The organism is Streptomyces sp. NPDC059853, assembly GCF_042731495.1.
Classification (GTDB): domain Bacteria; phylum Actinomycetota; class Actinomycetes; order Streptomycetales; family Streptomycetaceae; genus Streptomyces.
In genome coordinates this window covers 1-13532 of record NZ_JBHWJL010000128.1, presented here as the reverse complement: position 1 = coordinate 13532, position 13532 = coordinate 1, and the positions used below count along the sequence as shown (strand labels likewise).

At 72.8% G+C, this 13532-nt stretch carries 12 protein-coding genes; 4 read left to right on the top strand and 8 right to left on the bottom strand.

Features of this window, described 5'->3' with window-relative positions; all coding sequences use genetic code 11:
* The 4 genes from ACFV5N_RS15645 to ACFV5N_RS15630 all read right to left on the bottom strand — a co-directional run.
* Positions 1-903: ABC transporter substrate-binding protein (locus ACFV5N_RS15645; protein ID WP_385599323.1), on the bottom strand; the 903-nt coding region annotated here is incomplete at its 3' end.
* Positions 904-998: 95 nt separating this feature from the next.
* Complete coding sequence (locus ACFV5N_RS15640) at positions 999-2036, bottom strand: ABC transporter ATP-binding protein (protein WP_385599320.1); 1038 nt, start codon at positions 2034-2036, stop codon at positions 999-1001.
* Positions 2033-2830, bottom strand: a complete 798-nt coding sequence (locus tag ACFV5N_RS15635; RefSeq protein WP_385599317.1) for an ABC transporter permease — start codon at positions 2828-2830, stop codon at positions 2033-2035. Before ACFV5N_RS15635 ends, ACFV5N_RS15640 begins: the two co-directional genes overlap by 4 nt.
* Positions 2827-3657 (bottom strand): ABC transporter permease, encoded by an 831-nt coding sequence (locus ACFV5N_RS15630; RefSeq protein ID WP_385599314.1) that lies wholly within the window; start codon positions 3655-3657, stop codon positions 2827-2829. The genes ACFV5N_RS15635 and ACFV5N_RS15630 overlap by 4 nt, the downstream gene beginning before the upstream one ends.
* A 267-nt stretch (positions 3658-3924) precedes the next feature.
* On the opposite strand from ACFV5N_RS15630, the gene ACFV5N_RS15625 reads away from it, so the two are divergent.
* The 3 genes from ACFV5N_RS15625 to ACFV5N_RS15615 all read left to right on the top strand — a co-directional run bounded on the left by ACFV5N_RS15625 (position 3925) and on the right by ACFV5N_RS15615 (position 9363).
* On the top strand, positions 3925-4890 hold the full coding sequence (locus ACFV5N_RS15625; RefSeq protein WP_385599311.1) for a LacI family DNA-binding transcriptional regulator: 966 nt from the start codon (positions 3925-3927) through the stop codon (positions 4888-4890).
* Between the two features lie 98 nt (positions 4891-4988).
* Positions 4989-8252: a S8 family peptidase gene (locus tag ACFV5N_RS15620; protein ID WP_385599308.1), complete on the top strand. Its 3264-nt coding sequence runs from the start codon at positions 4989-4991 to the stop codon at positions 8250-8252.
* A gap of 139 nt (positions 8253-8391) precedes the next feature.
* Positions 8392-9363 (top strand): TIGR03557 family F420-dependent LLM class oxidoreductase, encoded by a 972-nt coding sequence (locus ACFV5N_RS15615; RefSeq protein WP_385599305.1) that lies wholly within the window; start codon positions 8392-8394, stop codon positions 9361-9363.
* 11 nt (positions 9364-9374) lie between these two features.
* Here the strand turns inward: ACFV5N_RS15615 and ACFV5N_RS15610 are convergent, their stop codons facing one another.
* The 4 genes from ACFV5N_RS15610 to ACFV5N_RS15595 form a co-directional block, all read right to left on the bottom strand.
* Positions 9375-9608, bottom strand: a complete 234-nt coding sequence (locus tag ACFV5N_RS15610) for a hypothetical protein (protein ID WP_385599303.1) — start codon at positions 9606-9608, stop codon at positions 9375-9377.
* 96 nt (positions 9609-9704) lie between these two features.
* On the bottom strand, positions 9705-9863 hold the full coding sequence (locus tag ACFV5N_RS15605; protein WP_385599300.1) for a hypothetical protein: 159 nt from the start codon (positions 9861-9863) through the stop codon (positions 9705-9707).
* On the bottom strand, positions 9838-11196 hold the full coding sequence (locus tag ACFV5N_RS15600; RefSeq protein WP_385599297.1) for an OFA family MFS transporter: 1359 nt from the start codon (positions 11194-11196) through the stop codon (positions 9838-9840). Before ACFV5N_RS15600 ends, ACFV5N_RS15605 begins: the two co-directional genes overlap by 26 nt.
* Before the next feature lie 75 nt (positions 11197-11271).
* On the bottom strand, positions 11272-12537 hold the full coding sequence (locus ACFV5N_RS15595; protein WP_385599294.1) for an APC family permease: 1266 nt from the start codon (positions 12535-12537) through the stop codon (positions 11272-11274).
* A 157-nt stretch (positions 12538-12694) separates the two neighbouring features.
* Between ACFV5N_RS15595 and ACFV5N_RS15590 the strand changes: the two genes are divergently transcribed.
* A complete protein-coding gene (locus ACFV5N_RS15590; protein WP_385599292.1) occupies positions 12695-13531 on the top strand; it encodes an alpha/beta fold hydrolase in 837 nt (278 codons plus the stop codon).
* The last annotated feature ends 1 nt before the right edge of the window (position 13532 follow it).

Sequence of the window (13532 nt, the reverse complement as noted above, 5' to 3'; positions counted from 1 at the left end):
CTCCTGGGCCTCCTGGGAGAGCATGTAGTCGATGAAGGCGTACGCGCCCTCCAGGTTGGGGGCGCCCTCGGGGATCATCAGCCGGTTGGTCGCCATGTAACGGCCCTCGTTCGGCGGGATCCAGCCGATCGGCTGGCCGGAGGCCACCAGCGGCGGGACGAAGCCGATGATGGTCGGCACGGCCAGGATCTCGCCCTGGGTGATCAGGTTCGAGACCTCGGTGGTCGAGGTGTAGAACTGGAGCACGTCGGGCGCCCAGTCACCCATGGTGGTGAAGGCGGTGTCCACGTCGTAGGGGCCGCTGCCGTAGGCCTCGGCGATGCCGGAGACGGTCAGCTGGCCGGCGGTCGCCGAGATGTCGGGCAGCGCCACCTTGCCGGCGAGCGCGGGGTCCTCGAACAGCGACCACTCGGCGGCTTCCTCGGCGGTGATCTCGTCCGAGCGGTAGAGGATGCCGTTGAGCTGGTAGGTGTAGGCCGGTCCCGCGTAGGCGTCGTCCACGGCGAACTCGTTCAGCTCGGCGAGGTTGGGCACGTCGTCGGCGTCGAACCGCTGGAACAGGTCCTGTTCCTGGCCGAGGGCGGCGAAGGTGTCGGAGATCAGCATCACGTCCACGCCCGGGTTGCCGCCGGAGAGCTGGAGCTGGGTGAGGCGGTCGGCGTTGCTGCCGCTGTCGATCTCGACCTTGGCGCCGGTGGCCCGCTCGAAGGGCTCCACGATGTTGGTCTGGAAGTCCTCCACGCCGAACGGGAAGGTGCTGACCACGATGGTGGAGCCGGCCAGTTCGCCGCTCTCGCCGGATCCGGAGTCCGGGCCGGACCCGGAGCCGCAGGCGGTGAGGGTGAGCAGGGCCGCTGTGGTGCCGGCGGCGAGCACGCCGCCACGCAGCTTCGGTATTGCCATGATGTCCGTGAGCCTCGCTTTTCTGGTGGTGCGGGGTTGGTGCGGTGGAGCGGGTGGAGAGGTGCGGGACGGATCCGGGCCGGCCGTCCACGATTTCAGGCGCCGAGCGGCACCAGATGACCGGGGTCGGCGCTGACGGTGACCCGGCCACCGGGCAGCAGGGCCGGCAGGTCCCGGGAGTCGATGGCGTCGCGGCGGACCGAGGCGATCAGCGGCACGGTGGCGCCGGTGGCGTCCACCGCGTCGAGGGCGACCCGCAGGTCCACGCCCCGGTAGGCGATGGAGGTGACCGTCGCGGGAACGGCGGCGTCCCGGGCCGGGGCCGCGCCGTCACCGGCCGTCTCCCGGTGCTCGGCGTGCAGGGCGAGCAGTTCGGGGCGGACGGTCACCAGTCCCCGGCCGGGCAGTTCGAGGAAGTTCTGGTAGCCGAGGAACTCGGCCACGAACCGGTTGGCCGGGGCGGGGAACAGTTCGTCGGGCGGGCCTTCCTGCATCACCCGGCCGCCGTTCATCACCACCATCCGGTCGGACATCTCCAGCGCCTCCTCCTGGTCGTGGGTGACCAGGACGACGGTGAGGCCGGCCTCGGCCTGGATGCGGCGGATCTCGTCGCGCATCTGCACGCGCAGCCGGGCGTCGAGGTTGGACAGCGGCTCGTCCAGGAGCAGCAGCCGGGGGCGGATCACGATGGCGCGGGCGAGCGCGACGCGCTGCTGCTGGCCGCCGGAGAGTGCCTTGGGGCGGCGGTCGGCGAGGTGGCCGAGGCCGACCAGTTCGAGGGCCTCGGCGACCCGCCGGGCCCGCTCGGCGCGCGGGACCTTGCGCAGCTTGAGCCCGTAGCCGACGTTGTCGGCGACGCTCATGTGCGGGAACAGGGCGTAGGACTGGAAGACCATGCCCAGGCCCCGCTTCTCCGGCGGCGTGGCGGTGACGTCCTCGCCGCCGATGAAGATCTGTCCCTCGCTGGGGGCGAGGTAGCCGGCGAGCATCCGCAGCGAGGTGGTCTTGCCGCAGCCGCTGGGGCCGAGCAGCGTGGTCAGCTCGCCCTCGCGGATGGTCAGGTCGAGGCCGTCGACCGCGGTGAAGTCTCCGAAGTGGCGGCTGACCGCCACGAACTCGGCGGCGGTGGTCATCGGTTGATCCCTCCGAAGATGCGGGCGAAGCCGAGGATCCGCTCGGCGGCGAAGGCGAGTACGACGGTGCCGGCCAGCAGCAGCGTGGACATGGCGGCGACGATCGGGGTGTAGTTCTGCTGCACGTAGTCGAGCATGGTGACCGGCAGGGTGCGGAAGTCGCGGGACTGGAGCAGCAGCGAGATCGGCACGTTGTTGAACGAGGTGACGAAGCTCAGCAGCGCCGCCGAGATGATGCCGGGCCGCAGCACCGGCAGGGTCACCGTCCAGAAGGTGCGCCACGGCGAGGCGCCCAGGCCCCGGGAGGCGTCCTCCAGCGCGGGGTCGGCCAGCGCGAGCGAGGCGCCGGTGACCCGGACCGTGTAGGGCAGCAGGATCGCGGTGTGCCCGATGAGCAGGGTGCGGAAGTTGTCCAGTTCCAGGTGGATCATGAACTGCTGGAAGAGGGCGAGACCGACGACGAGTTCGGGCAGGATCAGCGGGGACAGGAACAGTCCCTCGACGACCGTCTTCCCCGGCAGCCGGCCGCGCATGATGGCGAGGGTGGCCGGGATGCCGATGCCCAGCGCGAGCACGGTGGAGATCAGGGCGAGCTGGAGGCTGGAGACCAGGGCCCGGGTGAACGGCTCGTAGGAGACGGCCGCCTCGAACCAGCGCAGCGAGAGGCCCTCGGGCGGGAAGGTGAGGGCGTCGCCGTCGGTGAACGCGGTGGCCACCACGAACAGGATGGGCACGATCATCACCACGTAGCCGAGGAAGGCCAGGGTGGCGGCGATGGGGCTGGAACGCTTCATCGGGAGACCGCCTTCGCCCGGGTGATTGCGGTGGACAGGCTGTAGACGACGAGCACCAGCACGGTCATGATCAGGGCGGTCGCGGACGCGGCGGCCCAGTCGAGGCTGACGCCGGAGTACCGGAAGAGCTGGGTGGCGAGCATCGTCTGCCGGGAGCCGCCCAGCAGGTACGGCGTGGTGTAGGCGGTGACGGCGCCGGCGAACACGAGGGTGGCCGCCATGGCGATGCCGGGCATCGACAGCGGGATGGTGACGCTCCACAGGGTGCGCATGCGCCCGGCGCCGAGGCCGCGGGCCGCCTCGTCGAGGTTGGCGTCGACCTGGGCGACGGCCGAGTAGCAGGTGATGATGGCCAGCGGCAGGAAGAGCTGGGTGAGGCCGAGCACGACGGCGAGTTCGGTGTAGAGGAGCTGGGGCGCGGGGTCGGCGAGTCCCAGGGCCTCGATGGTCTGCCCGACGACGCCGTTGCGGCCGAGGACGACCAGCCAGCCGTAGGTGCGCACGACGTTGCTCAGCAGGAGCGGGAAGATCGCGAGGGCGAGCAGCACCCCGGCCCAGCGGGAGCGGGAGCGGGCGAGCAGATAGGCGGTGGGGAAGCCGAGGGCGAGGCAGAGCCCGGTGACGGTCAGGCCGACGCGCAGGGTCCGCCAGATGATGGTGAGGTCGTAGGGGTCGCTGAGCATGCGGCCGAGCCGGTCGAAGACCTCGCCCGTGGAGACCCTCGGCGGCGACAGCAGCATGGTCAGCGCGGGTATCACCACGCCCGCGACCAGCAGGACGAGCCCGGGGAGCAGCAGCACCAGCGCGATGCGGCGCGAACGGATCATGTGGTTTCTCGGTGGGTTCTCTCGGTGGTACGGGGCGGTTCTCGACCGGCGCCACAACGGTGGGGTGGGGGTGGTGGTGTCTGCGACGGCCCAACGCAACCGGTTGCGCAATCGGTTGTGCAACCGGTTGTGGTGACAGTAGTGTCCGACTGCGGAACTTCTCCAGCGGTGCTCCCTAACGATATGTAAATGTTGCAGACGCCCGCGTAACTCTGTGTAATATTCCTTCAGGTCACCGTGACGGTGCCGGATCGCTATGGGGGTCGTGTGCCAACGCTGGACGATGTCGCCCGGCTCGCGGGAGTCTCCAAGTCCACGGCTTCCCGGGCGCTGGGCCGGCCCGCGCTCGTGGCGCCCGAAACCGCCGTGCGGGTCCGCGAAGTGACCGAGCGGCTCGGTTTCGTGCCCAACCGCGCGGCCTCCGCCCTTGCCCGGGGCCGTACCGGAGTGGTGGCCGTCGTGGTCCCCACCCTGGAGAACGCCTTCTTCCCCCCGATCGTCGGCGGGGCCCAGCAACGCGCCGCCGACAGCGGGCTTCAGCTCACCGTGGTGGTCAACGGCCTGGAGACGGACGCCGACGTGGCGGCGCTGGCCAGACTCTCGGCCCAGGTCGACGGGTTCCTGCTGACCGCGCCGCGCGGCTCGGACGCCCAGGTGGCGGCCTCCTGCGGATACAAACCGGCCGTGTTGATCGACCGCGAACTCCCCGGCGTGCCCTCGGTGGTGGCCGACACCGCCACCGCCTTCGCGGCGGTGGCCCGGCACTTCGTCGAGCGCGGCCACCGGCACATCGCCCTGGTCGGCGGCACGGACCGCTCCTGGCAGAACGGCCGCCGGATGGCGGCGGTGCGCGCCGTCACCGAGGAGACCTCGGCGGTGCTGACCGCCTTCGGCCCGCTGCCGCCCACCTTCGGGGCCGGTACCCGGATAGCCCCCGCGGTGGCGACCTGCGGCGCGACCGCCGTCATCCCGTACGCCACCGCGCTCGGCCTCGGCATCGTCTTCACCCTCGGCGCCCGCGGCATCCGGATCCCCGACGACATGGCGGTCACCATCGAACGCCCGGTGGCCGACGCGCTCGGCTTCTCCGCCATGCCCTCCATCGACGTCGACGGCGCCCACCTGGGCGGCACCGCCATGGACGTGCTGCGCACCCACATGACCACCGATCGCGCCGTCCCGCCCCCGCCGCCCGCCCGGCTGCGGCTGTCCGTCCCGGTGGTGCTGCCCTGATCCCGCCGATTGTGGCCGGGTAACGACCAACCGAAACCAACCCCTCCGGTTCCGGGCTACCTTCCCTGGCGTTCACGCAGTCCTGCCCGGGAGGTTCGTTGAAAGCACGGAAGTCGAGAACGATCGCGGTGGCCCTCGCCGCGGGGACGGTACTGGCGCTGACCGCCGGCCCCACCGGCGCCGTGGCGCCGTCCACCCCGCCCGGCGCCGCCGCGGGCACCACCCTCACCCTGATCACCGGTGACCGGGTGCTGCTGGACAGCACCGGTGCGGTGAGCGCCGTCCAGCGCGGCGAGGGACGCGAGCACATACCCATACGCGTGGCGCAGCACGGCGGCTCCACCCAGGTCGTGCCCTTCGACGCGGAGGCGCTGATCGCCGAAGGGACGCTGGACGCCGCGCTGTTCGACGTCGGCGAGCTGACCCGGGACGCGTACCGCTCCTTCGACGGCACCCCGCTCATCGTCTCCTACGAGGACGGCTCCCGGGCCGTGACGGACACCCTGCACGCCAGCGACGGCATCGAGGTCCGGGCCCGGCTGGACGCCGCGTCGGCCGACGCGCTCACCGTGGAGGACGAGAGCACCACCACCCTCTGGGAGACCGTGACGCAATCCGGTCCCGGTCCCGAGGACACCCTCTCCCCCACCGCCGCCCCCGGCATCAAGGCCGTCTCGCTGGACCGGGTGCGCGAGCCGAGCCTGGAGCACAGCACCGGGCAGATCGGCGCCGGCACCGCCTGGGAGACGGGGTACGACGGCAGCGGGGTGACCATCGCCGTCCTGGACACCGGAATCGACGCCGAGCACGGCGACTTCGACGACCGGATCCGGGACAGCGCCAACTTCACCGACGAGGACGGCACCGCCGACGCCGAGGGCCACGGCACCCATGTGGCCTCCACGGCCGCCGGGTCGGGCGACCGCTCGGGCGGCACGTACCGGGGTGTCGCGCCCGGCGCCGACCTGCTGATCGGCAAGGTCCTCGGCGAGCGCGGCGGTCTTGACTCGTGGATCATCGCCGGCATGGAGTGGGCCGTCGAGGAGGGCGCCGACATCGTCAACATGAGCCTCGGCGCCACCGCCTGGCCCGGGCACGACCCGCTGGTGGAGGCCGTCGACCAGCTCTCCGAGGCGAACGAGGACGTGCTCTTCGTCATCGCCGCCGGCAACGAGGGCCCGGACGAGGAGACCGTGGGCTCCCCCGGCATCGCCGCCGATGCCCTCACCGTCGGCGCCGTGGACCGCGACGACACCGTCGCCGGCTTCTCCTCGGCCGGCCCGGTGCCCGAGCGCGACGGCGCGCTCAAGCCGGACCTCTCCGCACCGGGTGTGGAGATCGTGGCGGCCCTCTCCTCCGGCAGTGAGGCGGAGCTCACCGGGACACCGGTGACCGACGGGTACGTCGGACTCTCCGGCACCTCGATGGCCACCCCGCACGTCGCGGGCGCCGCCGCCCTGCTGCGCCAGCGGCACCCGGAGCTGACCGGCGCGGAACTCAAGAGCACGCTCGTCGGCTCGGCCACCGCCATCGACGCCGCCCCGGCCCGCACCGGCACCGGCCGCCTCGACATCGCGCGCGCCCTCGACCAGACGCTCACCGCCGGATCGGCCGCGCTCGACTTCGGCACGGTGCCCTTCCCGTACGGCGGCGCCGACCGCATCACCCGGGAGATCACCTACCGCAACACCGGGGACCAGGATCTGACGCTGGATCTCGACCTGTCCGGCGGCGCCCCGGAGAAGCTGTTCACCCTCGGCGCCGACACGGTGACCGTACCCGCCGGCGGCACGGCCACCGTCGAGGTCACCGCCGACCCGTCGACGGTCCCCGCCTCGGCGGCCGGCCACTACGGTCTCGTGGTCACCGGTACCGCGGGAGACCAGCGGATCCGTACGGCCGGGTCCCTCACCCTGGAACCCGAACTGATCGACATCACCGTCGAGATCACCGACCGGGACGGCAACCCGGCCGACGGTGCCCGGCTGTTCGTCGTCGGGGACCAGGACGGCTTCAACGTGCTGAGCGAGGACGGCGTCGCCACCGGGCAGGTGCGGGCCGGCGACTACCTCGTCGAGGTCCTCGCCCCGAGCCCCTGGGACGCGGGCCCCGACGACGCGCGCACCGACTGGGCGCTGGCCCCGGTGATGACACTCGACGCCGCCACCACGCTCCAGGTGGACCTGCGCGAGACCGAGTCGCTGGACTTCACCGCGCCCGATCCGGCGGCCGTGCCGAACGAACTCGCCACCGCCTACGCCACCCCCGACTCCGGTTTCTGGATGTGGTACTTCGGCGCGCCGCGGGACGGCGTCGGCTCCCTGGCGATCCCCGGCGCGGGGCACGACGGGTTCAGCCTGTCGCTGGCCTCCTTCCACACCGGGCCGGACGGCGAGCAGTACCACGGGTACCGCGCGCTCACCGGCCCCTTCCCGACCGGCCTGGCCAACCATCCGACGCCGGCGGACGTCGCCGAGGTCACCGCGGAGGCCGGTACCCGGCTGCCCGGCTCCACCGGCTACGTCGGCGCCGTCTCCCCCGGCTTCGGGCTCGGCCTCGGGGCCGACACCGAGCTGCCCGGCAGTGTCGCGCTGTACCTCCAGTCCGGCGTCCCGTGGGGCATCACCGCCTCGCAGTACGACGCGGACGGGATGCTGGCGCAGACCGCACGCGACGCGCAGCGGGAGTTCGCCCCGGGCCAGGAGCACACCGTCACCCTCAACTCCGGTGTCTTCGGGCCCGCCCACCCCGCCGGTGCGGCGTTCGTCCGTGACGGGAACCTGCTGTGGGGCCAGCTGTCCTTCTTCGTCCCGGGCAGCGCCGAGGACGGCTGGGGCGAAGCGCTCCAGGGCCGTACCCGGGTCTACCGCGACGGCGAACTGGTGCGCGACCTCGCCGGACACGCCGGCTACCTGGCCTTCGGGCTGCCCGCCGGTGAGGCCGAGTACCGGATCGTCTCGACCGCCTCGCGCGCCGACCTCGGATACACCGACGTCTCCACCGAGGTGACGGTCGATCACACCTTCCGCTCGGACACCACCACCGGTCCCGAGCCGGTCACCGGCCCGCTGGCCGTGCGCTACGCCCCGGAGCTGGCCGCGGACAACACCGCCCCGGGCGGCACGGCCGGGTTCCCCGTCCCGCTGTCGGTGCAGGGCGGCACGGCGGCGTCCCTGACCGTCGAGGTGTCGGTGGACGGCGGCGGAAGCTGGCACACCGTCCACGACGGCGCCGGTGACATCGGGGCGGTCGCGGTGGACAACCCGCCCGCCGGCGGCTCGGTGTCGCTGCGTGCCACCGCCGTCGACCCGGACGGCCACCGCACCGTCCAGACCATCGTCGACGCCTACCGCACCCGCTGACGGGGCCCCGCGCCGCGCGGGGCCATTGGGAGGAGAGGAACGGCCCCGGCGGCCTGTCGGCCGGGGCCGTTCCGGCGTGCCTGGCACCGTGCGGTGGGGCGGGCGAGGGACACGGACCGGGAGCGGACGAGGGAGTCGGATGCAGATCGGATACAAGCTGGCGGCCGAGGGGTACGGCCCGGCGGAACTGGTGCGGCAGGCGGTGCTCGCCGAGCGGGCCGGATTCGATTTCGTGGAGATCAGCGACCACTACCATCCCTGGCTGGACAACCAGGGCCACTCGCCGTTCGCCTGGACGGTGCTGGGCGCGATCGCCGCGCGGACCGAGCGGATCGGTCTGGCGACCGGGGTCACCTGCCCCACCGTCCGCTACCACCCGGCGATCATCGCGCAGGCCGCCGCCACGCTGGCGCTGCTGTCCGAGGGCCGGTTCACGCTCGGCGTCGGCTCCGGTGAGCGGCTGAACGAGCACGTCGTGGGCCGGGGTTTCCCCGACTCGGTGCGGGTCAGGCACGAGATGCTGCGCGAGGCGCTGGAGATCATCCGGCTGCTGTGGCAGGGCGGATACCGCTCGTACGAGGGCCGGCATCTGCGGCTTGAGGACGCCCGGGTGTTCGATCTGCCGTCGAGCCCGCCGCTGCTCGCGGTGGCCGCCGGGGGCGAACGGGCCGCCCGGATCGCGGCGGAGCTGGGCGACGGGCTGTTCGCGACCGAGGCCCGCGAGGACCTGGTCCGCCACTACCGGGAGGCGGGCGGCGGCGGTCCGCGCTACGTCGAGGTGCCGATGGCGTGGGCCCCCGACGAGGACACGGCGGTGCGGGCCGCGCTGGACACCAGCCGGTGGGCGCTCACCGGCTGGAAGGTGATGAGCGAACTCCCCAACCCGGTGAACTTCGCCGCGGCCTCCGCCACCGTGCGGGAGGAGGACATCCGCGGGCACTTCGCCTGCGGCCCCGACGCGGCCCGGTACATCGAGGTGGTCCGCCCGTTCGTCGACGCGGGCTACGACCGTCTGGTGATGCAGAACGCGGGCCCGGACCCGGACGGCTTCATCGAGTTCTTCCGCACCGAACTGGACGACCGCATCCGCTCACTGCACCCGGCCGGCTGACCCCCGGCCGGTCAGCGGCCGCCGAGCGCCGCCCGCAGCCTGGCCCCGAGAGCGGCCGTCTCCTCCCGGGTCACCGGCAGGACGCCGTTCTCGGTCATCAGCGCGTGGAACTGCTGCTGCCGGTACGGGGTGCCGGGCGGCAGCCCGGCGACGTGCCAGTGCAGATGGGCGTTCCCCTGGGCGCTGCCCAGCGAGAGCAGATACGTGCGCTCCGGGCGGAACACCGCCTCGACGGCCGGCGCCACCACTCCCTTCCGCTGCCCGGTCGCGGATCGTCCCGCACCGGAGTATGCCCGGTGCCCGGCGGTCCCGAAGAGGCCGCCACGCACCGGGCCGGGAGGTCAGCCGGTGAACAACTGCGTCGCCTTGCGGGCCAGTTCGTACAGGCCCCAGGCCAGGGGGATGCCCACCCACAACCAGGAGAAGACGATCAGCGCCCGCCGGCCGGGTGGGGTGGCCGGGGGGTCGTGCGGGTCAGGGCCGGCGGCTGTCCGTGCCATGGGCGGCCTCCTTCGGTGCGGGCGGGGCGGCGGGGGCGGGCAGGTGGTGGCGCGGATGGACCGGGCGGACCAGTTCGTTGGCGAGGAACCCGATCACCAGCAGCCCGATCATGATGGCCAGGGACAGGGCGTACAGGTCGGGGCCGTCCTTGCCGGCCGCCGCCTCGCGGTCGGCGAGCCAGTTGACGATGAGCGGGCCCAGGACGCCCGCGGTGGACCAGGCGGTGAGCAGCCGGCCGTGGATGGCGCCGACCTGGTAGGTGCCGAAGAGGTCCTTGAGGTAGGCGGGGATGGTGGCGAAGCCGCCGCCGTAGAAGGAGAGGATCACCAGGGCGCAGATCACGAAGACCGGCTTGGACGTGCCGCCGAACAGCGCGATCAGCAGGTACATGACCGCACCGGCGCCCAGGTAGACGCGGTAGACGTTCTTGCGGCCGATGAGGTCGGAGGTGGCCGACCAGCCGAGGCGTCCGGCCATGTTGGCGGCGGAGAGCAGCGCCACGAAGCCGGCCGCGGCGGAGGCGGTGACCGGGGCGCTGGAGGTCGCGAAGAAGTCGGTGATCATCGGCGCGGCCTTCTCCAGGATGCCGATGCCGGCCGTGACGTTCATGCACAGCACCACCCACAGACACCAGAACTGCGGGGTGCGGACGGCGCTGCGGGCCGAGACCCGGAGGTCGCCGCCGGTGCCGGGTCCGGCCGGGGAAGGTGCGCCGGCGGGCGCGGGGCGGGGGCGCGGCACCCGGATCAGCAGCACGCCGAGCGTCATGAAGACGGCGTACGTCAGCCCGTGCACGAGGAAGGCGAGAGCGATGCCGGTGTGGTCCGCGCCGAAGGAGTCGAGCATCCGGGCCGACCAGGGCGAGGCGATCAGCGCGCCGCCGCCGAATCCCATGATGGCGATGCCGGTGGCCAGTCCCGGCCGGTCGGGGAACCACTTGATGAGGGTGGAGACCGGGGAGATGTAGCCGATGCCGAGGCCGATGCCGCCGACCACTCCGTAGCCGAACACGATCAGCCAGTACTGGGAGGTGGCGGCGCCGAGGGCGGAGAGCAGGAAGCCGGAGGAGAAGCAGACCAGGGCGACGGTCATCGCCCAGCGCGGGCCGTGGCGTTCGACCAGCGTGCCGCCGAACGCGGCCGACAGGCCCAGCATCACGATGCCGAGTTGGAAGGGCAGCGCGCTCTGCGTGCCGCTGAGGCCGAGGGCGGATTCGAGGGGCGGCTTGAAGACGCTCCAGGCGTAGGCCTGGCCGATCGAGAGATGGACGGACAGTGCGGCCGGGGGAACGAGCCAGCGGCTCCAGCCGGGTGGGGCGACGGGGGCGCTCATGGGGCGCAACGGTAGGAACCCGTGGGGCGGTTGGGAAGAGCCTCGACGGTACGGACTCCCTCCGTGGCGGCGCGGCTACCGTGCCGCCGCCCGGCGGATCCCGTACACCGCCGCCCCGAGCGCGAGAACCGCCGTGCCGGTGAGGACGGAGGCCGCGGGCAGCGCGCACGCCAGCAGCAGGCAGCCGGCCAGGCCGAGGACGGGGACGGCCCGGGGCGGCCGGCCCTCGTGCGCGGTGAGGGTGAGGGCGGAGGCGTTGGCGACCGCGTAGTAGACGAGGACGGCGAAGGAGGAGAAGCCGATGACGCCGCGCACGTCGGCCGTCGCGGCGAGCACCGCGACGACGGCGCCGACGCACACCTCCGCCCGGTGCGGGACCCGGAAGCGGGGGTGCACGGCGGCGAGGACGTGCGGCAGGTGGTGGTCGCGCGCCATGGCGAGGGTGGTGCGCGAGACACCGAGGATGAGGGCGAGGAGCGAGCCGAGCGCGGCCACCGTGGCGCCGACGCGTACCACCGGGGCCAGCCGGTCGGCTCCGGCGGCGTGGACCGCCTCGGTGAGGGGCGCGGTGGACTCGGCGAGGGCGGCCGGGCCCAGCACCGCGAGGACGGCGACGGCCACGGCCGCGTAGAGGGCCAGGGTGATGCCGAGGGCGAGCGGGACGGCGCGCGGGATGGTGCGGGCCGGGTCGCGCACCTCTTCGCCCAGGGTGGCGATGCGCGCGTACCCGGCGAACGCGAAGAACAGCAGACCGGCCGCCTGGAGTACGCCCGCGGCGCCGGTGTCCGTGCCGGGGGCGAGCCGCGCGGTGTCGGCGCCGGAGGAGGTGAGGGCCGCGATGACGACGGCGAGCAGCACGGCCAGGACGAACGCCACGATCGCCCGGGTCAGCAGGGCGGACTTCCGTACGCCCGCGTAGTTGACGGCGGTCAGCAGCACGACGGCGGCGACCGCGACGGCGCGTTCCTGTCCCGGCCAGGCGTAGGCGCCGACGGTGAGGGCCATGGCGGCGCACGAGGCGGTCTTGCCGACCACGAACCCCCAGCCGGCCAGATGGCCCCAGAACGCGCCCAGCCGTTCCCTGCCGTAGACGTAGGTGCCGCCGGAGGCCGGGTAGCGGGCGGCGAGCCGGGCGGAGGAGGTGGCGTTGCAGTAGGCGACCACGGCGGCCAGGGCGAGGGCGATCAGCAGCCCGGAGCCCGCCGCCCGCGCGGCCGGGGCGAGCGCGGCGAAGATGCCGGCGCCGATCATCGAGCCGAGGCCGATGACCACGGCGTCCGTCGTGCCCAGGCGTCGCCGCAGGGCGTCGGGTGTGTCGCGGGGGTGCGGTGCTGGGCTCATGGACCGGCCTTTCGACGGCGTGCTCGCAGGCCATTACACCGTTCCCGCGACGTGGCCGGGGGAGCGGCCCCGGGAGCCCGTGGCGCCATGGAGATTCCGCCCGAACCGGTCCTATAGTGACGGCCCGTCAGGAGATCAGGGGCCGGAAGGACTCACCATGGGGCGCATCACGGTCGGCAGTGAGAACAGCACCGATATCGCACTGCACTACGACGACAAGGGGGCGGGACAACCCGTCGTCCTCATCCACGGCTTTCCGCTGGACGGCACTTCCTGGGAGGGCCAGGTACCGGCGCTGCTGGCGGCCGGGCACCGGGTCATCACCTACGACCGGCGCGGTTTCGGCCGGTCGAGCCACCCCGCGACCGGCTACGACTACGACACCTTCGCCGCCGACCTGCACAGCCTGATGGAGGCCCTGGACCTGCGCGAGGCGGTCCTGGCCGGCTTCTCGATGGGCACCGGCGAGGTGGCCCGCTATCTGTCCCTGCACGGCTCGGCGCGGGTCGCGAAGGCGGTGTTCCTGGGGTCTCTCGAACCCTTCCTGGCCGTGACGGACGACAACCCGGACGGCGCGGCGCCCATGTCGTTCTTCGAGGGCATCTCCGAAACCGTCAAGAAGGACCGCTACGCCTACTTCACCAGCTTCTACCAGGACTTCTTCAACCTCGACGAGAACCTGGGCAGCCGCATCAGCGAGGAAGCCGTACGCAACGCCTGGAACATCGCGGCCGGTTCGGGCGCCATCGCCTCGGCCGCCGCTCCCCTCACCTGGCCCACGGACTTCCGCGCCGACATCACGCGCATCGACGTGCCCGCCCTGATCGTGCACGGGACCGCCGACCGCATCCTCCCGATCGACGCCACCGGCCGCCGCTTCGCCCAGGCCCTGCCCAGCGCGCGTTACGCCGAGATCGAGGGCGCACCGCACGGGATGCTCACCACCCACACCGCCGAGGTCAACGACATCCTCCTGGAGTTCCTGCGCGGCTGAC